17 protein-coding genes and 4 tRNA genes are annotated in these 24257 nt (G+C 64.6%); 9 read left to right on the top strand and 12 right to left on the bottom strand.

Annotation, left to right across the window (positions count from 1 at the left end; genetic code table 11):
* The first annotated feature begins 72 nt into the window (after nt 1-72).
* The 3 genes from leuA to DCO45_RS06340 all read left to right on the top strand — a co-directional run bounded on the left by leuA (nt 73) and on the right by DCO45_RS06340 (nt 4721).
* Entirely contained in the window at nt 73-1797 is a 1725-nt protein-coding gene (leuA, locus tag DCO45_RS06330; RefSeq protein WP_116925037.1) for a 2-isopropylmalate synthase, read from the top strand.
* Between the two features lie 143 nt (nt 1798-1940).
* A complete protein-coding gene (locus DCO45_RS06335; protein ID WP_021024887.1) occupies nt 1941-3479 on the top strand; it encodes a 2-isopropylmalate synthase in 1539 nt (512 codons plus the stop codon).
* 117 nt (nt 3480-3596) lie between these two features.
* Nucleotides 3597-4721 carry a serine hydrolase gene (locus tag DCO45_RS06340; RefSeq protein ID WP_207788049.1) on the top strand — a complete coding sequence of 375 codons (1125 nt, stop codon included), beginning with the start codon at nt 3597-3599 and terminating at the stop codon, nt 4719-4721.
* A 69-nt stretch (nt 4722-4790) separates the two neighbouring features.
* On the opposite strand, the gene DCO45_RS06345 is transcribed toward DCO45_RS06340, so the two are convergent.
* The 8 genes from DCO45_RS06345 to DCO45_RS06380 all read right to left on the bottom strand — a co-directional run bounded on the left by DCO45_RS06345 (nt 4791) and on the right by DCO45_RS06380 (nt 8290).
* A complete protein-coding gene (locus DCO45_RS06345; RefSeq protein WP_116925038.1) occupies nt 4791-5588 on the bottom strand; it encodes an IclR family transcriptional regulator in 798 nt (265 codons plus the stop codon).
* A 54-nt stretch (nt 5589-5642) separates the two neighbouring features.
* Nucleotides 5643-6401 carry an arginyltransferase gene (locus DCO45_RS06350; protein ID WP_116925039.1) on the bottom strand — a complete coding sequence of 253 codons (759 nt, stop codon included), beginning with the start codon at nt 6399-6401 and terminating at the stop codon, nt 5643-5645.
* On the bottom strand, nt 6394-7179 hold the full coding sequence (aat, locus tag DCO45_RS06355; protein WP_116925253.1) for a leucyl/phenylalanyl-tRNA--protein transferase: 786 nt from the start codon (nt 7177-7179) through the stop codon (nt 6394-6396). Before aat ends, DCO45_RS06350 begins: the two co-directional genes overlap by 8 nt.
* Nucleotides 7180-7325: 146 nt before the next feature.
* A tRNA-Asn gene (locus tag DCO45_RS06360) sits at nt 7326-7401 on the bottom strand.
* Nucleotides 7402-7450: 49 nt separating this feature from the next.
* Nucleotides 7451-7526: transfer RNA gene (locus DCO45_RS06365), tRNA-Asn, on the bottom strand.
* A 47-nt stretch (nt 7527-7573) separates the two neighbouring features.
* A tRNA-Asn gene (locus tag DCO45_RS06370) sits at nt 7574-7649 on the bottom strand.
* A 46-nt stretch (nt 7650-7695) separates the two neighbouring features.
* A tRNA-Asn gene (locus DCO45_RS06375) sits at nt 7696-7771 on the bottom strand.
* A gap of 75 nt (nt 7772-7846) precedes the next feature.
* Nucleotides 7847-8290 (bottom strand): YbaN family protein, encoded by a 444-nt coding sequence (locus DCO45_RS06380; protein WP_116925254.1) that lies wholly within the window; start codon nt 8288-8290, stop codon nt 7847-7849.
* 140 nt (nt 8291-8430) lie between these two features.
* On the opposite strand from DCO45_RS06380, the gene def reads away from it, so the two are divergent.
* Nucleotides 8431-8970: a peptide deformylase gene (def, locus tag DCO45_RS06385; protein ID WP_116925040.1), complete on the top strand. Its 540-nt coding sequence runs from the start codon at nt 8431-8433 to the stop codon at nt 8968-8970.
* 19 nt (nt 8971-8989) lie between these two features.
* Here the strand turns inward: def and DCO45_RS06390 are convergent, their stop codons facing one another.
* Complete coding sequence (locus DCO45_RS06390) at nt 8990-11608, bottom strand: [protein-PII] uridylyltransferase (protein ID WP_116925041.1); 2619 nt, start codon at nt 11606-11608, stop codon at nt 8990-8992.
* Between the two features lie 222 nt (nt 11609-11830).
* On the bottom strand, nt 11831-12646 hold the full coding sequence (gene map / locus DCO45_RS06395) for a type I methionyl aminopeptidase (protein WP_116925042.1): 816 nt from the start codon (nt 12644-12646) through the stop codon (nt 11831-11833).
* A gap of 182 nt (nt 12647-12828) precedes the next feature.
* Here map and purL point away from each other — a divergent pair, with 182 nt between their 5' ends.
* A complete protein-coding gene (purL, locus tag DCO45_RS06400) occupies nt 12829-16839 on the top strand; it encodes a phosphoribosylformylglycinamidine synthase (RefSeq protein ID WP_116925043.1) in 4011 nt (1336 codons plus the stop codon).
* A 68-nt stretch (nt 16840-16907) separates the two neighbouring features.
* Here the strand turns inward: purL and DCO45_RS06405 are convergent, their stop codons facing one another.
* Both DCO45_RS06405 and DCO45_RS06410 read right to left on the bottom strand, forming a co-directional pair.
* A complete protein-coding gene (locus tag DCO45_RS06405) occupies nt 16908-17609 on the bottom strand; it encodes a glutathione S-transferase (protein ID WP_116925044.1) in 702 nt (233 codons plus the stop codon).
* Between the two features lie 3 nt (nt 17610-17612).
* Complete coding sequence (locus DCO45_RS06410) at nt 17613-18401, bottom strand: SDR family NAD(P)-dependent oxidoreductase (protein ID WP_116925255.1); 789 nt, start codon at nt 18399-18401, stop codon at nt 17613-17615.
* 342 nt (nt 18402-18743) lie between these two features.
* On the opposite strand from DCO45_RS06410, the gene DCO45_RS06415 reads away from it, so the two are divergent.
* From DCO45_RS06415 to DCO45_RS06430, 4 genes are all read left to right on the top strand, one after another.
* Nucleotides 18744-19319 (top strand): sigma-70 family RNA polymerase sigma factor, encoded by a 576-nt coding sequence (locus DCO45_RS06415; protein WP_116925045.1) that lies wholly within the window; start codon nt 18744-18746, stop codon nt 19317-19319.
* A gap of 18 nt (nt 19320-19337) precedes the next feature.
* Complete coding sequence (locus tag DCO45_RS06420; RefSeq protein ID WP_116925046.1) at nt 19338-20138, top strand: anti-sigma factor; 801 nt, start codon at nt 19338-19340, stop codon at nt 20136-20138.
* A 219-nt stretch (nt 20139-20357) separates the two neighbouring features.
* Nucleotides 20358-21671: a sigma-70 family RNA polymerase sigma factor gene (locus DCO45_RS06425; RefSeq protein WP_116925047.1), complete on the top strand. Its 1314-nt coding sequence runs from the start codon at nt 20358-20360 to the stop codon at nt 21669-21671.
* A gap of 105 nt (nt 21672-21776) precedes the next feature.
* On the top strand, nt 21777-24143 hold the full coding sequence (locus DCO45_RS06430; protein WP_243419263.1) for a TonB-dependent receptor: 2367 nt from the start codon (nt 21777-21779) through the stop codon (nt 24141-24143).
* Nucleotides 24144-24257 lie beyond the last annotated feature (114 nt).

Below are 24257 nucleotides of genomic sequence, written 5' to 3' on the forward strand. Positions count from 1 at the left end.
CGATTCTGTTTTTAGCAGGTTGCTGGTTTCCAACCCCGAACTTTTTGTTCCGATGAGAAAGACCAGACAACCATGTTGACCCAACCTTCCAGCAAGTACCGCGCTTTTCCAGCCATTGCGTTGCGTGACCGCACCTGGCCTGATGCCCAGATCACCCAGGCACCCATCTGGCTGTCCACCGATCTGCGCGATGGCAACCAGGCGCTGATCGAGCCCATGGACCTGGCGCGCAAGCTGCGCATGTTCGACATGCTGGTCAAGATTGGTTTCAAGGAAATCGAAGTCGGCTTTCCCGCGTCCTCGCAGATCGAGTTCGACTTTGTGCGCCAGTTGATCGAGGAAAAGCGCATTCCCGCCGACGTCACCATCCAGGTGATGACCCCCGCCCGGCCTGAGCTGATCACGCGCACGGTCGAGGCCTTGCAAGGCGCGCCGCGCGCCATCGTCCACATCTACAACGCGGTGGCCCCGGTCTGGCGCAAGGTGGTATTCGGCATGAGCGTGCCCGAGGTGATGGCCCTGGTCAAAGACCAGGTCACCCACCTCAAGACCTTGACCGATGCGCAGCCCGGCACCGAATGGGTCTTGCAGTACTCGCCCGAGACCTTCTCGCTCGCTGAGCTTGAGGTGTCCCAGCAGGCCTGCGAGACGGCGATTGCCGCCTGGGGCCCAGGCCGCGACATCATCCTGAACCTGCCCACGACGGTGGAGAACGCCACCCCCAACGTGTTTGCCGACCAGATCGAGTGGATGGTGCGCCAGTTTGCCAACCGCCCTGAGGTGGTGGTGTCTGTGCACCCACACAACGACCGCGGCACCGGCACGGCCAGCGCCGAGTTGGCGTTGATGGCCGGCGCCCACCGCGTCGAAGGCTGCCTGTTTGGCAATGGCGAGCGCACCGGCAACCTCGACATCGTCAATGTGGCCTTGAACATGTATGTGCAGGGTGTATCGCCCCAGCTCGATTTCTCGGACATCGACGCCATCCGCGCTGAAGTCGAGTACTGCAACCAGCTGCCCGTGCCGGCGCGCCACCCCTATGCCGGCGACCTGGTCTACACCTCGTTCTCGGGCTCGCACCAGGATGCGATCAAGAAAGCCTTTGCGGCCCGCCAGGATGCCGATATCTGGGAAATTCCTTACCTGCCGATCGACCCCAAGGACCTGGGCCGCAGCTATGAAGCGGTGATCCGCGTCAACAGCCAGTCGGGCAAGGGCGGCATCTCCTACCTGCTCGAAGAAGCCTATGGCCTGGCGATGCCACGCCGCTTGCAGATCGAGTTCAGCCAGGTGGTGCAGCGCGCGATGGACACGGCGGGCACCGAGTTCACCGCCAAGGACCTGTGGCAGATCTTCGAGCGCGAGTACCAGCTGGGCGCCAACCATGCGCTGGCCCAGTACCGCGTGGAATCGAACGACAGCGATGACGTGCGCATCAGCGGCAAGGTGCAGTGGGCCGGCCAGGCCGTCAGCATCGCCGGCCACGGCAATGGCCCGATCGATGCCTTTGTGCAAGCGGTCAGCAGCGCCATCGGTATCCCCGTTCGTTTGCTGGACTACAGCGAGCATGCAGTGGCTGCCAGCGATGCCCGCGGCGACAAGGGCGCCAATGCCACGGCCGCTGCCTATATCGAGCTGCGGGTGGGCGACAGCCAGAGCCTGTACGGCGTGGGCATGGACAGCAACAGCACCCAGGCGGCTTTCCGCGCGGTGATGAGTGCGGTAGCACGTAGCGGTGCTGTCGCCAGCGTGCAAACGGCAGCGCCACAAGCGGCTGCACAAGTGGCTACCGCCTAACCACAGGCGGAGCAAAGCACGTAAACTGTAGCGCGGTTGAAGCAGGCTGCAGCAGAGTGAAGTGATCGCTCTCCTGCAGCCTGTTTTAGACAATCCACTCACCCACGGTGGCAGCGCAGGACCAATGCCATGGAGAACACACGATGAGCGACCAACTGATTATTTTTGATACCACCTTGCGCGATGGCGAGCAGTCGCCCGGCGCCTCGATGACCAAGGACGAAAAGCTGCGCATTGCGCGCCAACTCGAACGCCTCAAGGTGGACGTCATCGAGGCCGGTTTTGCCGCCAGCTCCAACGGTGACTTCGATTGTGTCCAGAGCATCGCCTCCATCATCAAGGACTCGACCATCTGCTCGCTGGCCCGCGCCAACGACCGCGACATCGCCCGCGCCGCCGAGGCCTTGAAGCCCGCCAACCGCGCGCGTATCCACACCTTCATTGCGACCAGCCCGCTGCACATGGAGAAAAAGCTGCGCATGTCGCCCGATGAGGTGTTCGAGCAGGCCAAGATGTCGGTGCGCTTTGCCCGTAACCTGGTGGGCGATATTGAGTTCAGCCCGGAAGACGGCTACCGCAGCGACCCTGATTTTCTCTGCCGCGTGATCGAGGCCGTGATTGCCGAAGGCGCCACGACCATCAACGTGCCCGACACCGTCGGCTACGCGATCCCTGAGCTCTATGGCCAGTTCATTCTGAACCTGCGCGAGCGCATTCCCAACAGCGACAAGGCCATCTGGTCGGTGCACTGCCACAACGACCTGGGCATGGCTGTCGCCAACTCGCTGGCCGGCGTCAAGATCGGTGGTGCACGCCAGGTGGAGTGCACGATCAACGGCCTGGGCGAGCGCGCGGGTAACTGCTCACTCGAAGAGGTGGTCATGGCCGTCAAGACGCGGCGCGACTACTTTGGCCTCGATGTCAACATCGACGCGCAGCACATCGTGGCCGCCAGCCGCCTGGTGAGCCAGACCACCGGCTTTGTGGTGCAGCCCAACAAGGCCGTGGTGGGCGCCAATGCCTTTGCGCATGCCTCCGGCATCCACCAGGATGGCGTGCTCAAGGCGCGCGACACCTACGAAATCATGCGTGCCGAAGATGTGGGCTGGAGCGCCAACAAGATCGTGCTGGGCAAGCTCTCGGGCCGCAACGCCTTCAAGCAGCGCCTGCAGGAGCTGGGTGTGGTGATGGACAGCGAAAGCGAGATCAATGCCGCCTTTGCCCGTTTCAAGGACCTGGCCGACCGCAAGAGCGAAATTTTTGACGAAGACATCCTCGCACTGGTGCACATGGAAGGCGCCGAGGCGCAGGCCGAAACCTACCGCTTTGTCTCGTTGTCGCAATCGAGCGAAACGGGCGAGCAGCCCAAGGCCAGCGTGGTGTTGATTGCCCATGGCCAGGAGGTGCGCGGCGAGTCTACCGGCAACGGCCCGGTCGATGCCTCGATGAAGGCAATTGAGTCGCAGGCGCGCAGCGGCGCCGAGATGGTGCTGTATGCGGTCAATGCGATCAGCGGCTCGACCGAGAGCCAGGGCGAGGTGACCGTGCGCTTGCAGATGGGTGGGCGCGTGGTCAACGGTGTAGGCGCAGACCCTGATATTGTGGTGGCGTCAGCGAAGGCTTACATCGCTGCGCTAAACAAGTTACAAAATCCTACGGAGCGAGTAGCTGCACAAGGTTGAGACTTCGGAATATAATTTCACTTAAATAATTGAAGAATCGCGTAAGTTAATGAATTTGCGCGATTTTTTAAATTCAAGTTTCCGCTGTCAGCTATCGTATTTGTAGGGAGCAGAATAATGGCGCTACGTCATCGCAGTGTTTTGCGTCGTTTTTCACATTTGTTTGCAATTTGTACCCTGGCCTTTGGTTTGTCCGCTCCCAGCGTGCAGGCCAGCGCCAAAAACAAGTCCGCTCCCAAGGCCCATGTGCAGGCCAAGGCTAGCAAAAAGCCTGCCGCCGTGGCCTCCAAGGGCGAGCGCAATGGCCGCCAAAAGCAAGCGGCTGCGCCATCGTCCAAAAAGGTCGCCGGCAAAGCCCCCAAGGGCAAGACCACGCTGGCCAAGGCAGGGCGCCACGCAGGGCGCGCTGCCGTTGCCGCTGCCGTCATCATTCCCGAGCGCCAGTCCTTCGGCCAGATGGCCGGCCTGCATGATGTGACCGATCCGCTGGCACTCAAATCCAGCGTCGCTCTGGTGCTGGACCAGGACACCCATGAAGTGCTGCTGTCCAAGAACGACCATGCCGTGCTGCCGATCGCCTCGCTCACCAAGCTGATGACCGGCCTGATCATCTCCCAGGCCCAGCTGCCGATGGACGAGATGATCACCATCACCCAGGACGATGTGGACACCGAAAAGCACAGCAGCTCGCGTCTGCGTGTGGGCACCACCTTGATGCGCGGCGAATTGCTGCACCTGGCGCTGATGTCCAGCGAAAACCGTGCCGCCCATGCGCTGGGCCGCACCTACCCTGGTGGCCTGCAGACCTTTGTCGGCATGATGAACATGAAGGCCAAGATGCTGGGCATGGCCGATACCCGCTATGTCGAGCCCACCGGCTTGTCGAGCTCCAACCAGTCCAGCGCCTTTGACTTGGCCACCTTGGTCAATGTGGCGCACTCCGATCCGCTGCTGCGCGATCTGACCACTTCGCCGTCCTACCAGGTCGAAGTGGGTGAGCGCATGCTGCAGTTCAACAATACCAACCGCCTGGTGCACAGTCCCGAGTGGAATATCGGCCTGCAAAAGACCGGCTATATCTCCGAGGCAGGCCGCTGCCTGGTGATGCAGGCCCAGGTGGCCGGCCGCAAGCTCATCATGGTGTTCCTGGATTCGGCGGGCAAGTTCGGTCGCCTGGCCGATGCCGAGCGCGTGCGCCACTGGGTGGAAGGCTCGGGCACGCAGCTGCTGGCCAAGCACTGAGCGCGCTGCGCCCACAAAAAAACCTGCCTCGGCAGGTTTTTTTGCGTGCGGTTGATGGCCTGCCCGGGCTCAGCGTGCGTTGGGCTGGCGGTGCTCGTCAAAGCCCAGCGCGGACGAGATCTCGCTAGCCGTGGCCTGCAGGCGCGTGGTCCAGGCGTCTTCGAGCCGGTCGGCAGGGGCGGACACCGACAGGCCAGCGACCAGGCGCCCCTGGTCGTCATAGATGCCCGCTGCCATGCAGCGCACGCCCAGCTCCAGCTCCTCGTTGTCGCGCGCCACGCCGTACTGGCGGGTCTTGGACAGCTCGCGCTCGAGTACCGCCAAATTGGTGATGCTGTTCTTGGTGTTGCCCGCCAGGCCCGTGCGCATCGCGTAGGCGCGTACGCGCTCGGGCTCGTCGTTGGCCAAAAAGAGCTTGCCGGTCGAGGTCAGGTGCAGCGGCGCATGGCCGCCGATGGCGCGCACCACCTGCATGCCCGAGCGCTCGCTGAAGCTGCGCTCCACATAGACGATCTCATCGCCCTGGCGCATGCTCAGATTGATGGCCTGCTGCGTGGCCAGGTGCAGCCGCCGCATCGGCAGCAGGGCCACTTCGCGCACATTGATGCGCGCCTTGACCAGGTTGCCCAGCTCCAGAAGGCGCATGCCCAGGCGGTAGCTGCCCGACTCGGGGCGGTCCACAAAGCGGCCAATGGTCAGATCGTTCAAGATGCGGTGCGTCGTCGACGGGTGCAGGCCTGTGATCTCGCTCAGCTCCTTGAGTGACACCGCTTCCTCGCGCGTGGCCAGGACGTCCAGCAGCGTGAACATGCGCTCTAGCACTTGCACGCTGGGCTTGGTGACGGTGTCATGTATTGGTTTGGTCATGCGTAGACTGGCGCTCAAATAACAAAAAGAGGGGTGACCGCTTGATCGGAGCGATCAAGGGGCGCAATGGTTGGCGAGCTGGCCCGGTTGCCAGCGCTGGTCGATATAGACCTCATAGGGCTGGTAATCGGCCTTGTATTGCATCTTGGGGCTGGCGGCAATCCAGTAGCCCAGGTACAGGTAGGGCAGGCCCATGGCCCGGCACTGATCAATCTGCCAGAGCACGTTGTAGGTGCCGTAGCTGGTGTGGGCCTCGGGCTCGTAAAAGGTGTAGACGGCCGACAGGCCGTCGTTGAGGATGTCGATGATCGAGACCATCTTCAAGGCGCCGGGCTGCTGGCCCTGCGCGGGCTCGCGAAACTCCACCAGGCGGCTGTTGACCCGGCTTTGCAGCATGAACTGCGAATACTGCTCGACGCTGTCCTCATCCATGCCGCCACCGGTATGGCGCGCCGACTGGTAGCGCAGGTAGAGCGCGTAGTGCTCACGCAAAAAGCCCAGCGGCAGCACGCGCACGTCCAGCGCCTGGTGCTGCTTGCGCGCGCGGCGCTGGTGGCGCTTGGGTTTGAAGTCCTGCACCTGCACGCGCAAGGGCACGCATGCCTGGCAGCCATCGCAATAGGGGCGGTAGGTGAACAGGCCGCTGCGGCGAAAGCCCTGCTGGATCAACTCGGAGTAGACATCGTTCTGGATGGCGTGGCTGGGCGTGGCTACCTGAGAGCGCGCCATGCGCGCTTCGAGATAGCTGCATGGGTAGGGCGCTGTCGCATAAAACTGCAAGCTGTGCAGCGGTAGTTCGTTCAGCCTACTCATCCGGATGCGGAGATGTCATTTCAGATAGTGGGATTATGTCAGTCCCATCGCCAGATGCAAACTCCCAGCGCATAGGGGGCAGCGCTATTTGCGTGCGCACATTCTCTAAAAACCGGCTGCGCGGCACTTCGGCAGCGCCCATGAAGGCCAGATGCCCGGTGTTTTGCTGGCAGTCGATCATCGGCACCTGCTCGCGCCGGCAGATCTGCACCAGCGCGGCCAGTGCGATCTTGGAGCCGTTGGGCACGGTGGTGAACATCGATTCGCCAAACACCGCGCGCCCAATGGCCACGCAGTACAGGCCGGCTACCAGCTGGCCGCCTTGCCACAGCTCCACGCTGTGGGCAAAGCCATCCCGGTGCAGCTGGGTGTAGGCGGCCTGGATGTCGTCGACGATCCAGGTGCCATCCTGGCCCGGGCGGTCCTGCTGGCTGCAGGCGGCGATCACGGCGGCAAAGTCGCTGTCGATGCGCAGTTCGCTGCTGGGATCCTGCGCAAACTTGCGGATGGCCTGCTTGAGCGAGCGGTGCAGGCGGAAGTGGGCCGGTTGCAGCACCATGCGCGGATCGGTGGACCACCACAGAATGGGTGAGCCCTCGCTGAACCAGGGGAAGATGCCCTGGCGGTAGGCCTGCTGCAGATGGGCGCTGTCGAGCACGCCGCCAGCGGCCAGCAGGCCCGGGTGCGGGGTGTGGGGCCCCCAGGCCATGTCCACGGGTGGAAAGTCGTCATCGGCTTGCAGCCAGGCTAGCGGGGGCGTGTGGTGGTTGGCGCTCATGGTGTTGCCTGCCATGGTAGCGGCCAAATGGGGCGCTGCTGGCCGCCCGTGGTACGCAGGGTGACAAATACGGCAGTTCGCTCCCGGCTGCTGGGCTGCGGCCGCAAAAAACAAAAAAGCCTGCACGGTGGTGCAGGCTTTTTGAATGGCTCCTCAACCTGGGCTCGAACCAGGGACCTACGGATTAACAGTCCGGCGCTCTACCAACTGAGCTATTGAGGAATAAACAGTGAACAGGCTTTGTGCGATTGCAAAGCCAAAAAAAATTCTTTGGCTCCTCAACCTGGGCTCGAACCAGGGACCTACGGATTAACAGTCCGGCGCTCTACCAACTGAGCTATTGAGGAACAAATTTTTGGTCAATGCCCTGAACGATTGCAGGGCAGATAAGTGATGGCTCCTCAACCTGGGCTCGAACCAGGGACCTACGGATTAACAGTCCGGCGCTCTACCAACTGAGCTATTGAGGAATATCGGTCAACAGGCTTTGTTCGATTGCAAAGCCGAAAAATTCTTTGGCTCCTCAACCTGGGCTCGAACCAGGGACCTACGGATTAACAGTCCGGCGCTCTACCAACTGAGCTATTGAGGAACAAGACTGCGATTATAGAACGAATTTTTGACCTGAAAAACGGACGAGGTCATTTTTTGCCGCGCAGGGCTGGGCTCATTGCGGTGCCGGGGGCTCGGGCCGGCACCACAGCCAGGCCAGCACGCAGGCCATGCAGCCAATCGACAACAGCTTGGCCCAGCCAGGCGCTGGCACCAGCAGCATGATGACTGCGCACAGCGCCATCGTGATGCTGGCGCTCCACTTGGCCTTGCGGCTGACAAAACCGCCCGCCGCCCAGTTGCGCAGCATGCCGCCAAACAGCCGGTGGCGCCACAGCCAGGCATGCAGGCGCGGCGAGCTGCGCGCCGCGCAAGCCCCGGCCATCAGCACAAAGACCGTGGTCGGCAGCCCCGGCACAAAAATGCCGATGATGCCCATCGCCAGGCAGGCCACAGCCGCCAACAGCAGCAGCCAGCGCAAGACCGGACTGCGGATGGGGCAGTAAGCCGGTGTCTGCACGTCTTGCAGCGCGGTGGAAGAGGCTCCGGGCTCGTTCATGGTCCAGCATTGTGCATCGCGCCGCATAACAGTGTCTTGATGCTGGGCAAGGGTGGTGGGCATCTTGCTGCGCTGCTGCGCCGGTGCTTTGGGTGGCAAAAGGCGCCAGACGGGCTTGCGCGCTGCGCTACCATGCCGGCATGGCGATCTATCCAATCTTGAAAATGGGCGATGCCCGTTTGCTGCGCACCGCGCAGCCCGTGACCGAATTTGACACCGATGCGCTGCACCAGCTCGTGCAGGACCTGCTTGACACCATGCGCGACGCCAACGGCGCGGGCCTGGCGGCGCCGCAGATCGGGGTGGATCTGCAGGTGGTGTTCTTTGGCTCGCCCGAGCGCAACCCGCGCTACCCGGACCGCCCGCTGGTGCCGCCCACGGTGCTGATCAACCCGGTGATCACGCCCTTGTCGGACGAGGAAGAAGACGACTGGGAGGGGTGCCTGTCGGTGCCGGGGCTGCGCGGCATGGTGCCGCGCTGGCGCAAGATCCGCTACACCGGCTTTGACCAGTATGGCGACCCGATTGACCGCGAGGCCGAGGGCTTCCATGCCCGGGTGGTGCAGCATGAATGCGACCACCTCTGGGGCAAGCTCTACCCGATGCGGGTGCGCGATTTCAGCCAGTTCGGTTTTACCGAGATTTTGTTTCCCGGCATCAGCGCGGCCGAGGACGACTGAGCCGGGTTCGCCTTAACGGTCAACCGGCCGCGCCGCTGCCCGTCGCGGCCAGTGCCCAGAGCAGCTCGGTCTCGATCGCGATCTGGCTCACATTGTTTTGCAGCTCCGGGCCCTGCAGCAAAAAGCTGTCTTCCACGCGCTCGCCCAAGGTGCTGATCTTGGCCAGCTCGACACTCAGCTGGTGGCGGGCCAGGATGCGTGCCACGGTGTAGAGCAGGCCTGCGCGGTCTGCCGCCGAGATGGACAGCAGCCAGCGCTGGCCTTTGTCATCGGGGCGCAGCAGCACGCGCGGCGCCACCGGAAAGCTCTTGACCCGGCGCGAGACGCGGCGCTGCGCGGGCTCGGGCAGCGGCTGGGCGGCCACCAGCACGCGCGTGAGCTCGCTCTCGACCAGGTTGATCAGCTCGCGGTAGCTTTGCGGTGCATCGGTCGCCACCACCTGGAAGGTATCGAGCGCATAGCGGTTAAGGGCGGTGTGCACGCGCGCGTCCAGAATCGAAAAGCCCGCCTGGTCAAAATAGCTGCAGATGCGGGCAAACAGATCGGGCTGGTCGGGCGCATACACCATCACCTGCAGGCCTTCGCCGGCCAGCGACTGGCGCGCGCGCACCAAGGTGGCCTTGCTGCCCACGGCGCGTGACAGGTGGCGCGTGTGCCAGGCGATATCGGCGGCCTCGTGGCGCAGAAAATAATCGAGGCCCAGCGTATCCCACAGCGCTTTTTGTGATTCATGGGGCTGTGCCGACAGCGCCAGCAGCACCAGCGCTTCGCGCTTGCGGATTTCCACCTGCGCGGCCACATCGGGCGCCCGCCCACCCAGCACGCGCAGCGTCGAGCGGTACAGGTCTTCGAGCAGCTTGCCTTTCCAGGCATTCCAGACCTTGGGGCTGGTGCCACGGATATCGGCGACGGTGAGCAGGTAGAGGGCGGTGAGCCGGCGCTCATTGCCCATGCGCTGGGCAAAGGCGGTGATCACCTCGGGGTCGGACGTATCCTGCTTTTGCGCGACCTGGCTCATCGTCAGGTGCTCGCGCACCAGAAACTCGACCAGCTGCCGGTCTTCCTTGGCAATCTGGTGGTCGCGGCAAAAACGCTTGACTTCCAGCGCGCCGATCTCCGAATGGTCGCCACCCCGGCCCTTGCCGATGTCGTGGAAGAGGGCGGCCAGGTACAGAATCCAGGGCTTGTCCCAGCCAGCGGCCAGCTGGGAGCAGAACGGGTACTCATGCGCATGCTCGGCCATGAAAAAGCGCCGCACATTGCGCAGCACCATCAGGATGTGCTGGTCCACCGTGTAGACATGGAACAGGTCGTGCTGCATCTGGCCCACGATGCGGCGGAACGGCCAGAGATAGCGGCCCAGTACCGAGGTCTGGTTGAGCAGCCGCATCGCATGGGTGATGCCATGGGGCTGCTGCAGGATCTGCATGAAGGTGGCGCGGTTGACCGGGTCACGCCGGAACTGCGCATCCATCAGCTGGCGCGCATGGTAGAGCGCGCGGAAGGTGCGGGCCGACAGGTCCTTCAAGCCCGGCTCGGTCTCGTAGAGCAAGAAGGTGCGCAAGATCGCATGCGGGTTGCGCTGGTAGACCTCGTCGTCGGCCACCTCAATGAGGCCGGCCTTGTCGTAGAACTCGTCATCGATGCGGCGCAAGGTGTGGTTGCCCGGGTGCAGGCGCTCGTCCATGTTCAGCATCAGGATCTGCGTGAGCTGGGCCACCGCCTTGGCAGCCCAGTAGTAGCGCTTCATCAGCTCCTCGCTGGCGCGCTTGGGAAAGCGCTGGCCAGCTGGCGTGATGGTCTTGAAGCCAAAGGACTCGGCCACCGGCGTTTGCAGGTCGAACACCAGCCGGTCCTCACGGCGCCGCGCCACAATGTGCAGCCGCGCGCGGATGAGGCAGATCAGGTCCTCGTTGCGCTGCAGGTTGCGCACCTCGTAGACGGTCGCCAGCCCCTTGTCGGCCAGCTCCTTCCAGCGGCTGCCCAGACCGGTAGCACGGCCCAGCCACAGGATCAGTTGCAGATCGCGCAGGCCGCCAGGCGACTCCTTGCAATTGGGCTCGAGCGCATAGACGGTGTTTTCGTACTTGTTGTGGCGCTGCTGCATCTCCAGCACCTTGGCCACGACAAAGGCATCGGGCTTGATGGACTGGGCCAGCGCCGCCTGGAACAGGTGGTAGAGGCGGGGCGAGCCAATGATGCGGCGCGACTCCAGCAGCGCCGTCTGCACCGTCACATCGGCCTGGGCTTCGCTGATGCACTGGCTGATGGTGCGCACGCTCGACCCTATCTCCAGCCCGGCATCCCAGCACGAGCCGATGAACTGCTCGATCGCGGTGCGCAATTCAATGTCCTGCTCCGGATCGGTGCCTTCGGGCAGCAGCAGCAGCACATCGATATCGGAATAGGGAAACAGCTTGCCCCGGCCAAAGCCGCCCACCCCCACCAGGTTCAGGCGCCCGGGTAGGCCAGCCAGGTGCCAGAGATCGCGCAGCAGCCCATCGGCCAGCTGCGAGAGCTTGCGCAGCTGGGTCTGTATGCCCCGGGTGCTGCTGCCCCCGGCCATGATGTCATCAAACAGGGCGCTGCGTTGCGCCTGGTACTGCTCGCGCAGCTGCGGAATGCGAGGATCGTTCATGGTGCCTAACTATGCTGTCGTTGGCAGTGTGCCATAGCAATCAACAGCAGCTGCGAGTAAGCACATTCCATGCCATTACGCACCAAATGGGGGCATGGCGGAGGCGGGACTGCCAGAAACGACCAAGGCGGCATGCTGGTTGCAATGCCGCCTTGGTGTGGGCAGGTGCCGGGCAGGCCCGGCACGCGCGCAGCGATTTATTCGTGCCGGATCAGCACCCGATCAGCACTTGGTGCTGGTCACAAAGCTGGGCGGCGTGGGCGAGCCCTCCGACCAGGTCAGCACTTCATAGCCGGTGTCGGTCACCAGCACTTCGACTTCCCACTGGGCCGAGAGGCTGTGGTCCTTGGTGATGACGGTCCAGCCGTCATTGCCCAGGTCCTTGATGTCCTTCTTGCCCAGGTTGAGCATGGGCTCGATCGTGAAGATCATGCCGGTCTTGAGCTCGACGCCGGCGCCCGGGCGGCCGTAATGCAGCACCTGGGGCTCGTCGTGGAACACCTTGCCGATGCCGTGGCCGCAATACTCGCGCACGACCGACAGGCCCTGGCCTTCGGCAAACTTCTGGATCGCATGGCCGATATCGCCCAGGTGGGCGCCATTCTTGACCTGCACGATGCCATGCCACATGGCTTCAAAGGTCAGCTGGCACAGGCGCTTGCCGGCAATCGTGCCTTCGCCGATCACGAACATGCGGCTGTTGTCACCAAAATAGCCTTCGGGCGTGATGATGGTCACGTCCACATTGACGATGTCGCCCTTCTTGAGCGGTTTGTCATTGGGGATGCCGTGGCAGACCACATGGTTGACCGACGTGCAGACATAGGCCGGGTAGGGCGTCATGCCTGGCGGCTGGTAGCCCAGGCAGGCCGATTTGGTGCCTTGCTTTTCCATCGCCTCGGCGCACAGCAGATCGATTTGCTTGGTGGTGATACCCGGTTGGATGTGGGGGGTGATGTAGTCCAAGACCTCCGAGGCCAGGCGGCCTGCGATGCGCATCTGCGCAATATCGTCTTCGGTATTGATTTTGATCGTCATAGCCCACAATTATCCCACTGCTGCCATTGGCCTGTTTTCCATGCGGCTACGTGTCCTGGCGCGGCACAGTAGAATCCCGGGTTATCCCGCCCTTGTCATGGTGCTGCCACGGTCCGCCCGTAGCAGTGGGCAAGGCGCATGCGTGCTTTCTTCCCATCCTCCTAGTCCACATAGGCTGCCACGTGACACTGCACCTGACTCAGCTACCAGGCGGTAACGCCCTCAGCTCCTTCCGCGCCCAACAACTGCAGACCGCATTGACGGCGATCCATCCAAAGATAACGGGCATTGCTGCCCGTTTTGTGCATCTGGTGGCCACCGAGCAGCCCCTGGCGGGTGCCCAGGCCGAGCGCGTAGCGGCCCTGCTGACCTATGGCGACCCCTATGAAGGCGGCAGCGATGGCCTGGCCTTCATCGTCACCCCGCGCATGGGCACCATTTCGCCCTGGGCTTCCAAGGCCACTGACATTGCCCGCAACTGCGGCCTGGCACTGTTCCGCATCGAGCGCCTGACCGAGTACCGGATCGAGCTCAAGGCCGGCCTGCTGGGCGGCAAGCCCGAGCTGAGCGCCGAGCAGACCGCACAGATCGCCGCGCTGCTGCACGACCGCATGACCGAGTCGGTCTTCGCCACCCGCGCCGAAGCCGAGCAGCTGTTCTCCGCACTGCAAGCCCAGCCGATGGAATTTGTCGATGTGCTGGGCGGCGGCCGCAGCGCGCTGGAAAAAGCCAACAAGCAATGGGGCCTGGCGCTGGCCGACGACGAGATCGAGTACCTGGAAAACGCCTTCAAGGGCCTGGCGCGCAACCCCAGCGATGTCGAGCTGATGATGTTTGCCCAGGCGAACTCCGAGCACTGCCGCCACAAGATCTTCAACGCCAAGTTCACCATCGATGGCGTGGCGCAGGACAAGAGCCTGTTTGGCATGATCCGCCACACCGAGGCGGTATCGCCCCAGCACACCGTCGTTGCCTATTCGGACAATGCCTCCATCATGGAAGGCCACCAAGTCGAGCGCTTTGTCGCGCAGTTCAACGCCCAGGCCGATGCCGTGACGGCGCCCAGCTACCAAAAGCAAGCGGCCACCAGCCATGTGCTGATGAAGGTCGAGACCCACAACCACCCCACAGCCATCTCGCCTTTCCCCGGTGCCTCCACCGGCGCGGGCGGTGAGATCCGTGACGAAGGCGCGACCGGACGGGGCTCCAAGCCCAAGGCGGGCCTCACCGGTTTCACCGTCTCCAAGCTTTGGGGCAGCGAGGTCGGCAAGCCCGAGCACATCGCCAGCCCGCTGCAGATCATGATCGAAGGCCCGCTGGGCGGCGCCGCGTTCAACAACGAATTCGGTCGCCCCAACCTGACTGGCTACTTCCGCGAGTACGAGCAGCAAGTCGGTGACATCACCCGTGGCTACCACAAGCCCATCATGATTGCTGGTGGCCTGGGCGTGATCGATGCCGAGCAGACCCAGAAGATCCTCTTCCCCGCTGGCACCTTGCTGATCCAGCTGGGCGGCCCGGGCATGCGCATCGGCATGGGCGGGGGTGCTGCCAGCTCCATGGCCAGCGGCACCAACGCGGCCGAGCTGGACTTTGACTCGGTGCAGCGCGGCAACCCCGAGATCGAGCGCCGTGCGCAAGAGGTCATCAACCACTGCTGGCAGCAGGGCGCGGCCAACCCCATCCTGGCGATCCACGACGTGGGCGCCGGTGGCCTGTCCAACGCTTTTCCCGAGCTGACCAATGACGCCGGCCGTGGCGCCCGCTTTGACCTGCGCAAGGTCAACCTCGAAGAATCGGGCCTGGCTCCGAAGGAAATCTGGTCCAACGAAAGCCAGGAGCGCTATGTGATGGCGATTGCGCCCGAATCGCTGGCGCAGTTCACGGCGTTTTGCGAGCGCGAGCGCTGCCCGTTTGCCGTCATCGGCACGGCCACCGAAGAGCGCCAGCTGGTGCTCGAAGACCCGGCCGCCACTGCGGACGACCAGAAATTCCCGGTCGATATGCCGATGGACGTGTTGCTGGGCAAGCCGCCCAAGATGCACAAGGATGTGCAGACTGTGGCGCGCAGCCTGCCGGCCATCGACCTGACCGGCGTGCCGCTGGAAAAGGCCGTGATCGACGTGTTGGCCCACCCCACGGTGGCCTCCAAGCGCTTCCTGGTCACCATTGGTGACCGCGCCGTCGGCGGCCTGACCCACCGCGACCAGATGGTCGGCCCCTGGCAGGTGCCGGTGGCCGACGTCGCCGTGACCCTGGCCGATTTCCAGGGCTTCAAGGGCGAAGCGATGGCGATGGGCGAACGCACGCCACTGGCAGCGATCAATGCTCCCGCCTCGGGCCGCATGGCGGTGGCCGAGGCCATCACCAATATGCTGGCAGCGCCCATTGCGCTGTCCAAGGTCAAGATGTCGGCCAACTGGATGGCCGCCTGCGGCGAGCCCGGGGAAGACGCCGACCTGTACGCCACCGTCAAGGCCGTGGGTATGGAGCTGTGCCCGCAGCTGAACATCTCCATCCCCGTGGGCAAGGACAGCCTGTCGATGCGCACGCAGTGGAGCGAGGGCGGCCAGACCAAGAAGGTCACCTCGCCCGTCAGCCTGATCATCACCGGCTTTGCCTCCATCGATGATGTGCGCAGCACCTTGACGCCCCAGCTGGACGCCAACGAGCCCGACACCACCTTGGTGCTGGTTGATCTGTCGCGCGGCAAGATGCGCATGGGTGGCTCGATCCTGGGCCAGGTGCTGGGCCAAAGCGGCAATGAAACGCCGGACCTGGACGAGGCCAAGGACCTGATTGCACTCGTTGACGCCGTCAACGCGCTGCGCGCCCAGGGCAAGATCCTGGCCTACCACGACAAGGGCGACGGCGGCCTGCTGGCCACCGTGGCCGAAATGGCCTTTGCCGGCCATGTCGGCGTGGCACTGAATGTGGACATGCTGATCACCGAAGGCGATGGCATCTCCGACAGCCGCATGGACAGCGGCGAAGGCAAGAACTGGGGCGCCCAGGTATCGGGCCGCCGCGAAGACCTGACTTTGCGCGCGCTGTTCAACGAAGAGCTGGGCGTGGTGCTGCAGGTCAAGACCAGCGACAGCGCCGAGGTGCTGAAGACGCTGCGCGAGCACGGCCTGTCCACCTGCAGCCACATCGTGGGCAAGACGCGTCCGGCCTCGTCCAGCATGGACATGGGCAAGGGCGAGCTGCAGGTCTGGCGCGATGCCAAGAAGGTGTTTGGCGCCAGCCTGAGCGATCTCCACCAGGTCTGGGATGCCGTGAGCTGGAAGATTGCCCAGCAGCGCGACAACCCCGCTTGTGCCGACAGCGAGCACGCCTCGGTAGGTGTGCCGTCTGACCCGGGCATGCATGTGCACCTGACCTTCGACCCGCAAGAGGTGGTGGCAGCCCCCTATGTGAACGTGGCAGCCAAGCCCCGCGTGGCGGTGCTGCGCGAGCAGGGCGTCAACTCCCACGTGGAGATGGCCTACGCCTTTGGCGAAGCCGGCTTTGAAGCGGTGGACGTGCACATGACCGACCTGCAGACGGGCCGTGCCCAGCTGCGTGACTTTGCCGGTATCGTCGCCTGCGGCGGCTTCAGCTATGGTGACACCCTGGGCGCTGGCATTGGCTGGGCCCGCTCCATCACCTTCAACGAGCCGCTGTCCGAGCAGTTCCAGGCCTTTTTCAGCCGCAAGGACACGTTCGGCCTGGGCGTCTGCAATGGCTGCCAGATGTTTGCCGAACTGGCCGACATCATCCCCGGTGCGCAAGACTGGCCACGCTTTACGCAAAACCAGAGCAACCGCTTCGAGGCGCGCCTGTCGATGGTCGAAGTGCTGGACTCGCCCAGCCTGTTCCTGCAAGGCATGGCTGGCTCGCGCCTGCCGATCGCCGTGGCCCATGGCGAAGGCTATGCCAACTTCCGCTTCCGTGGCAACGCCGATGCGGTGATCGCCGCGATGCGCTATGTGGACAACCACGGCCAGGCGACCGAGCAGTACCCGTTCAACCCGAACGGCTCGGCCGGCGGCCTGACCGCTGTGACCACCGCCGATGGCCGCTTTACCGCGATGATGCCGCACCCCGAGCGCGTGTTCCGCAACGTGCAGATGAGCTGGACCGACGGCGACCGTTCGGCCCACAGCCCCTGGATGCGCGTCTGGCGCAATGCCCGCCACTGGCTGGGCTGATCTGCGCAACGCCCATGACGAAGGCCCTGCACTGCAGGGCCTTTTTTCATGCGCCGCGGTTCAGTGGCTCAGAGCTTCATCACCACCGGGCCGCCCTTGGCAATGGCGCGCTGGTAGGCTTCGCGGGCCTGCATGCGCTGGCGGTAGGCATGCAGATGCGGCCAGTCGGCGGCATTGGCGCAGCGCGCCAGCGCGGCCTCGACGGCAAAGCCCATCTGAAAATCGGCCATCGTCAGGTGATCGCCGGCAAACCAGGGCTGGTGAGCCAAGTGGTGGTTCATATAGGCCATCGCCGCCTCCATGTGCGGCGCGATCAGCTGCTTGTGCACCTGCTGGCGCAGGCCGCGCAGCACCGGGCGCACGACGGGGCGCAGCAGCAGCGGCAAGCGCTTGGCCGCGATGCTGTCAAACACCAGCTGCAGCAGCAGCCAGTTCATCAGCGAGCCCTCGGCAAAATGCATCCAGTAGCGGCACTGCAGGTGCTCGGGGCTGCTGCGCGGCGGATCGAGGTGGGCCATGTCGGGCGGCGCCCAGGCGCCATAGCGCTCGGCCAGGTACTCGATGATGGCGCCGGATTCTGCAATCACCAGGCCCCGGTCGCAGAGGATGGGTGAGAGGCCCAGCGGGTGGATGCGCTTGAGCGCCGGCGGCGCTAGGCGCGTCTTGGCATCGCGCGGGTAGGTCTCCAGCGCATAGGGCAGGTTCAGCTCTTCGAGCAGCCACAGCACGCGCTGCGAGCGTGAGGTTTCCAGGTGGTGAAGGGTCAGCATGCTTCAGTTTCCTTGCAAGCGGCGCACCCAGGCCACCAGACCGGATGCCGTCGATTTGTAGCCGGGGCGCCAGCTCAGCCGGGAGCGCCAGGGCACGCCCAGCAGAAAGTGGCCCCGGGCCCAGCCCTTAAGCATCGCGCTGGCCGCCTGCTCTGGCTGCGGCCAGACTGGCAGGCTGGCGGGGTGAGGCTCGGTGAAGAAGGCATCGCTCAGGCCGGGCTTGAGCACGGCCAGGCTGACGCCTACGCCCTGAGGCACCAGCTCGAGTTGCAAGGTCTCGGCCAGGTTGATGAGTGCCGCCTGGCTGGGCCCATAGGCCAGGTTGCCCGGCAGACCCCGCAGGCCGGCCACACTGGCCACCAGGCTCAGATGCGGTTGGCGCCCGGCGCGCGCCGCTGCCAGCAGGTGGGGCGTGACGGCCGCGATCAAATGCAAGGCCCCGGTCAGATTGACCTCGCGGTGCTGCAGCAAGCTGTTGAGGTCCAGGTCATCGGCCCGCATGGTCTGCCGCTCGCCTGCGCAGTAGCAGACCAGGTCCAGCGGCCCGTCCTCCAGCAGCTGCTGCACGGCGCTGACGACCGCGTCGCGGTCCGTGACATCCAGCGGCAGCGGCAGACAGCCCGGGTGCTGCTCGGCGAAGCTGTCCAACACCTCCTGCCGGCGCGCGGACACGATCACGCGCGCGCCTGCGGCATGCAGCTGCTCGGCCAGCGCCAGACCGATGCCCGAGCTGGCGCCCACCAGCCAGACACGCAAGCCGTACCAGCGCGCAATGGGGGTGTTCAGTGGCATGGCTGCCTCCTGGCGCTGGCGCATGGGCACGATGGCTGGTAGGCGATGGTGGTGGTGGCGGTTGTCATAGGGTGTTCCGGTTGTCCGACCCTGTCTGGGCAAGGGCTACGCTTAGCACTACGCACCAGCAGGAGATTTGGATTCAATGCGCCGATTATTTTTTTGCATCGTTTTTTGCATCCAATGGAGGGCTTGCTGCGTATAGCGGCCAGATGCATGAAAGTTTTGGACGTGAGCGACCGCTGACCGCTAAGAGATTGGAGGGTTTGCCCGAGGCGCTTGCTGCTTGGCAGTAATACAACGGATACACCGGCTGCGCAGGCTTGGCTCCACAATGCTGGCATGCGCACACCTACCACTGACACTGAACTGATGCTTTTGTTAGACCGCATAGCCGCCCGCGAGGACAATGCGCTCCGGCTTTTGTACGACGAGACGGCGTCCCGGCTGTATGGCCTGGCGCTGCGCATTCTGGGCAACCAAGCCTGGGCCGAGGATGTGCTGCAGGACAGTTTTGTCGCCATCTGGCGTAACGCGGGCAGTTACCGCGATTCGCTCAGCCCGCCGCTGGCCTGGATGGGGATGCTGGTGCGCAGCAGGGCACTGGATTTTCTGCGCCGGCGCAAGGCCGAGCGGCTGGACCAGCATGCGCTGGTCGATGACATGGATGACTTGCCGCAGGGCGACGATGCACAAGGCCCCATGCAATCGGTGGAAGCCAGCGAGCAGGCGACGGTGTTGCACCAATGCATGGAGCGGCTGCAGCAGGCCCAGCGCCAGGTGGTGAGCCTGGCCTATTTGCGAGATTTGAGCCACAGCGAGCTGGCCAGCCACTTCCAGCTGCCGCTGGGCACCGTTAAAACCTGGATGCGCCGCAGTCTGGAGCAGCTGCGCAAGTGCATGGCCCGCCACGTGTAGGCGCAAAGGAGTGCTCTGATGAATCTGGTACAACACCCTGAACTGCTCGACCGGCTCGCTGCGGCCTATGCGCTGGGCACCTTGCGCGCCGGCGCCCGCCGCCGCTTTGAGCAGATGGCCCGCGCCCACCCGCAGGTGCGCTCGGCCGCCATGCTGTGGCAGGGCCGCTGGTCGGCGCTGTCCGAGCTGCAGTCGCCCGTGCAACCCGATGCCGCCGTCTGGACCCGCATCCAGAACCTGGTCGATGCCGACCAGGCTGGAATAGCGCTGGAGCGGCAGCGCGCTGCTGCCAACGCCCGCAGCCCCAAGGCGCTGGCCTGGTGGCGCTCGCTGGCGCTGACTGGCGCCGTGGCCACCGTCGCTGCCGTCGCCGTTGGCCTGTATGCGCAGCAAAGCCTGCAACGCAACACCGGCCAGCAGCTGGCCGCCTTGCAGACGGAGCTGCAAAAGACCCAGACCGCCTTGCAGGCCGCCCCGCAGCTGCAGTACGTGGCCGTGCTGGCCGATGGCAAGGCGCAGGCCTCCATGCTGGTGACCTTTGATGCCCGCCATGGCCGCCTGGAGCTGCAGCGGGTCGGTGGTTACCAGGAGGCGGCCGACCGGTCACTGCAGCTCTGGGCCTTGCCCACCCAGGGCGCGCCGCAGTCCCTGGGCGTCATGGGCGAGGGGCGGCTGGAGCAACTGCAGGCCCAGCTGGCCCAAGTGCAAGCCGTCCCTGCGTTGGCGGTCAGCCTCGAGCCCAAGGGCGGCGTGCCCAGCGAGACGGGTCCGACCGGGCCGGTGCTGTTCAGCGGGGCTTTGATCAAGCGCGATTTGTAAGCTGATTTTCCCGCTCCCACGCCCTGAACCTGGCGGTACAGGGCGTTTTTATGGCGTGTTCCATCGCGGGAAATGCTTGCGCTGGCAGCAGTAACCGCCTCCACGGGCGGGCGATTTAACACCCTGTTTTCAAAGAGAATTTATATAACAAATGAGATCTATTCTCATTCGTAATATACTAGCGCGCCTTGTCCTCTTTACTGCTCGCCCGTCCCCGCCATGTCCGCCCTCCCGTTGGAAGCCTTTCGCGATAGCTATCGCGAGCTGATCGCCTTTGTGGCACGCCGTACCGGCAGCCGCCAATCGGCGCAGGACATCGTGCATGACGCCTGGCTGCGCGTAGTGGAAGCGGGGCCCATGGCGCAAAGCCAGCACCCGGCGCCACGCGCCTATCTGTACACGGTGGCCGAGCATCTGGTGATCGACCACCTGCGCCGGGCCGCGCGCAGCTCCGAGCGCTTTGACAGCAGCTTCCATGACAGCAGCGCCGGTGTGCAGGCGCTGGGCCAGGATGTGGCCGAGGCCAGCCTGCAGCGCGAGGCGCTGGTGGCGGTCGATGCCGCCATTGCCGCCTTGCCAGAGCGCTGCCGCCGCATGTTCCTGGCCGACCGGCTCGATGGCGAATCGCAGGCGGCGATTGCCGCTGCGCATGGCGTCTCGGTCAAGACAGTGGAGCGAGAGATCATGCGCGCCATGGATGCGATTGAAGCGGCCCTGCACGAATGGCGCGGCGATGGCGTCGTGCAGGCGCTGCCACGCAAGGGCCGGCGCCGCGCGCTGTCTGCCTTGCTCGGTGTGGCAGGCCTGGGCGCCAGCGGCAGCCTGGCCTGGCGCTTGTACCAAAGCCAGGTGGTGACCTGGCAGATCCAGCTGGGCACCGCTACCGGCCGCCAGCTGAACCAGGCCCTGCCCGATGGCAGCAGCATTGCGCTGGATGCGCAGACCCGCCTGGATGTGCGTTACTACGGCAGCCGCCGCTATGTGCAAATGCACCATGGCGCGGCCTTCTTCAGCGTGGCGCGCAATGCCGATGCGCCTTTTATCGTCGATGCCGGCCCGGCCCGCATCACCGTGCTGGGCACCCGGTTTGAAGTGGCCCTCGATAACCAGGGTGGGCTGCGTGTAGCCGTGGAAGAGGGCCGGGTGCGCGTGCAAGAGCGCGGCAGCGATGGCGATCTGGCCGATGCCGGCGATGGCTGGGAGCTGACGGGCAGCCAGAGCCTGGACTGGCAGCCAGGCCAGTCGCCCCGGCGCGACAGCAGCGCGGAAGAGGTGGCGGCCTGGCGCAATGGCTGGCTGGATTTCCGCCACGAGCCGCTGGGCCTGGCGGTGCAGCGCCTGGCCCGTTACTGCCCCGTGCCTCTGCAGGTGGCGCCGGATGCAGAACACCTGACGATTTTTGGCCGGGTGCGCATTGCCGATGCCCGCGCCTGGCTGCAGCTGCTGCCGCGCAGTGTGCCGGTGGTAGTGCGCGAAGAAGGCCAGGGCGCTGCGCGCCGCATCACGATTGCACGGCGCAAGGCGCAGAGTTGAGCGATGGCGTGCATGCACTATGGGCCGCTGACCGGCCATTTAAAAATACTTGCGCTGGCGTTGAGGGAAAACTGCGTCTCGTTCGTATTACCTCTTGTGAACCACATGAGGAAAGTACCCAACGCTATGTCGCACCCCTGCAAACGCCACCTGATCGCCCTGGCCATTGCCGCCTTGGCCGGCGCGGCCTCGGCCGCTGATTTTGATATTTCTGCCCAGCCGCTCGACAGCGCGCTGGCCCAACTGGCCCGCCAGGCCGGCCTGCAATTGATGGCGCCACCGGCGCTGGTGCAAGGGCGCCCCGGCGCCGCCGTCAAGGGCAGCATGAGCGCCCAGGATGCCGTGCGCCAGCTGCTGCGCAACACCAGCCTGGTGGCCCGCATCGAAGGCACGACCCTGGTCATCGACAACGGCCAGACCGCGGGTGAAGTGGCCTTGAACCCGGTGGTGGTGACGGCACCCGCCACGCGCGCCGGTGACCGCCCCGAGGCCTATGCCGGTGGCAAGCAGGCGCGCGGCAGCCGCATTGGCATGCTTGGCGACCAGGATGTGATGGATACGCCTTTCTCCACCGTGGCCTACACCGCAGAAGCGGTGGCCGACCAGCAGGCACGCACCTTGGGTGAGGTGCTGGCCAACGACGCCTCGGTGCGCCTGACCACCGCCTCGCAGGGCTTTAGCGAAGACATCCAGGTGCGCGGCTTTGGCATCAGCGGTGGCGATGTGGGCCTCAACGGCCTCTATGGCCTGACTTCGGCCAGCCGCGTGCCGGCCGAGATTCTGGAGCGTGCCGAGCTGCTCAAGGGCCCGGGCGCGATGGTGGGCGGCATGCCTCCGGGCGGCAGCATTGGCGGCGCCATCAATGTGCAGACCAAGCGCGCGGGCGATGATCCGCTCAACCGCGTGGGCCTGCAGTACCTGGGCCGCGCGCAGTTTGGCAGCAGCGTCGATATCTCGCGCCGCTTTGGCGAGAACAAGGAGTGGGGCGTGCGCGTCAATGGCGCAGCGCGCGGTGGCGAGGCCAGCATCCGTGGTGGCGACCAGAAGCTGGGCGTCGGCGCGATCGCGGTGGACTACCGGGGCAGCAACCTGCGCTGGTCGCTCGACGCCTATGCGCAGCGCGAAGAGATGGAAGATTTCCGCCCGCAGATCGGCTTCAACCCGGCGCTCACGTCCTTGCCCAAGCCACCTAATTCGCGCAGCAACTGGTTCCCCGATACCGATCTGTCGCTGGACGACAAGGTCATCGCCTCGCGCCTGGAGGTCGATCTGAACGACCAGGTCACGGCGTTTGCCGGCATCGGCTACCGCAAGGGAAAGGCCCAGCAGATCTTCCCGACCACGACCACATCGATGAATGCGGCCGGCGACTTCACGGTGCGCAGCAGCTTCTATGACTCCTATAGCGAGACCAGCAGCGCCGATGTCGGGCTGCGTGCCAAGTTCGCGACCGCGGGCATCAAGCACTCGCTGGTGGTCAGCGCCTCCGACCTGCGCCAGGAATCCGGCAACGCCTATGTGGCCGGCCTGACCACATCGCCCTCGAACATCTACAATCCCTCGCCCTTGCCACCGGTCGAAGGCGCGCGCACCGAGCCCAACAAGGCCTCCAAGGCGCACAACTACGGCATTGCGGTGACGGACACCTTGGCGTTGGCCGATGACCGCCTGCTGCTGACGCTGGGCCTGCGCCGCCAGACGGTGGACCTGCGCAACTTCAGCACCGCCACCGGCGCGCAGACCAGCAGCTACGCCAAGAGCGCAACCACGCCGCTGGTCGGCCTGGTGGTCAAGGCCAATGACCAGGTCTCCGTCTACGGCAACTACACGGCTGGCCTCTCGCGCGGTGCCACGGCGCCCAACACGGCCGTCAATGCCGGCGAGGTGTTTCCTCCGTTCAAGTCCAAGCAGTACGAAGCGGGCGTGAAGGTGGACTGGGGCCGCTTCATGACGACGGCCAGCCTGTTCCAGATCAGCCGCCCCAACAGCATGACCGACCCGAGCACCAACATCTACAGCTTTGATGGTGAGCAGCGCAACCGGGGCCTGGAGCTGGCCGCCTATGGCGAGCTGCAGCGCGGTCTGCGCTTGATGGGGGGCCTCACCTTCAACCGCGCCAAGGTCACCAAGGCGGCGCAGTACCAGGGCAACGATGCCTACGGCGTGCCCAAGCTCAATGCCAACCTGGGTGCCGACTGGGATGTGCCCGGCGCGCAGGGCCTGTCGGTCAACGGCCGTGTGATCCGTACCGGCTCGGCCTGGGCCAGCAATGCCAACACCCTCAAGCTCTCGGGCTGGACCCGCTTTGACGTGGGCGCGCGCTACCGCACCCAGGTCAGCGGCAAGGCGGTGGTGCTGCGTGCCAATGTCGAGAACCTGACGGGCAAAAACGTCTGGTTGATCAGCGGCAACAACTACCTGACCTTGAGCGCGCCGCGTACCGTGGTGCTGTCGGCAACGGTTGATTTTTGAGAACCTGCGGGTGGTCTCCGCGCAGTGGCGTAGAGACCGTCCACCGGTTCTGGGGAGTGGGCTGCGGGAGCGCACAAGGCGCCTGCAGCATGTTTATCAAAATAGGAGAGAGAG

This window comes from Comamonas sp. JNW (assembly GCF_003105075.1).
GTDB classification, from domain to species: Bacteria; Pseudomonadota; Gammaproteobacteria; order Burkholderiales; family Burkholderiaceae_C; genus Comamonas; species Comamonas squillarum.

Bases quoted from the DNA above. Each gene is read 5' to 3' on its own strand.
- leuA (WP_116925037.1), top strand. From the start codon at position 73: ATGTTGACCCAACCTTCCAGCAAGTACCGCGCTTTTCCAGCCATTGCG.
- DCO45_RS06335 (WP_021024887.1), top strand. From the start codon at position 1,941: ATGAGCGACCAACTGATTATTTTTGATACCACCTTGCGCGATGGCGAG.
- DCO45_RS06340 (WP_207788049.1), top strand. From the start codon at position 3,597: ATGGCGCTACGTCATCGCAGTGTTTTGCGTCGTTTTTCACATTTGTTT.
- DCO45_RS06345 (WP_116925038.1), bottom strand. From the start codon at position 5,588: ATGACCAAACCAATACATGACACCGTCACCAAGCCCAGCGTGCAAGTG.
- DCO45_RS06350 (WP_116925039.1), bottom strand. From the start codon at position 6,401: ATGAGTAGGCTGAACGAACTACCGCTGCACAGCTTGCAGTTTTATGCG.
- aat (WP_116925253.1), bottom strand. From the start codon at position 7,179: ATGAGCGCCAACCACCACACGCCCCCGCTAGCCTGGCTGCAAGCCGAT.
- DCO45_RS06380 (WP_116925254.1), bottom strand. From the start codon at position 8,290: ATGAACGAGCCCGGAGCCTCTTCCACCGCGCTGCAAGACGTGCAGACA.
- def (WP_116925040.1), top strand. From the start codon at position 8,431: ATGGCGATCTATCCAATCTTGAAAATGGGCGATGCCCGTTTGCTGCGC.
- DCO45_RS06390 (WP_116925041.1), bottom strand. From the start codon at position 11,608: ATGAACGATCCTCGCATTCCGCAGCTGCGCGAGCAGTACCAGGCGCAA.
- map (WP_116925042.1), bottom strand. From the start codon at position 12,646: ATGACGATCAAAATCAATACCGAAGACGATATTGCGCAGATGCGCATC.
- DCO45_RS06405 (WP_116925044.1), bottom strand. From the start codon at position 17,609: ATGCTGACCCTTCACCACCTGGAAACCTCACGCTCGCAGCGCGTGCTG.
- DCO45_RS06410 (WP_116925255.1), bottom strand. From the start codon at position 18,401: ATGCCACTGAACACCCCCATTGCGCGCTGGTACGGCTTGCGTGTCTGG.
- DCO45_RS06415 (WP_116925045.1), top strand. From the start codon at position 18,744: ATGCGCACACCTACCACTGACACTGAACTGATGCTTTTGTTAGACCGC.
- DCO45_RS06420 (WP_116925046.1), top strand. From the start codon at position 19,338: ATGAATCTGGTACAACACCCTGAACTGCTCGACCGGCTCGCTGCGGCC.
- DCO45_RS06425 (WP_116925047.1), top strand. From the start codon at position 20,358: ATGTCCGCCCTCCCGTTGGAAGCCTTTCGCGATAGCTATCGCGAGCTG.
- DCO45_RS06430 (WP_243419263.1), top strand. From the start codon at position 21,777: ATGAGGAAAGTACCCAACGCTATGTCGCACCCCTGCAAACGCCACCTG.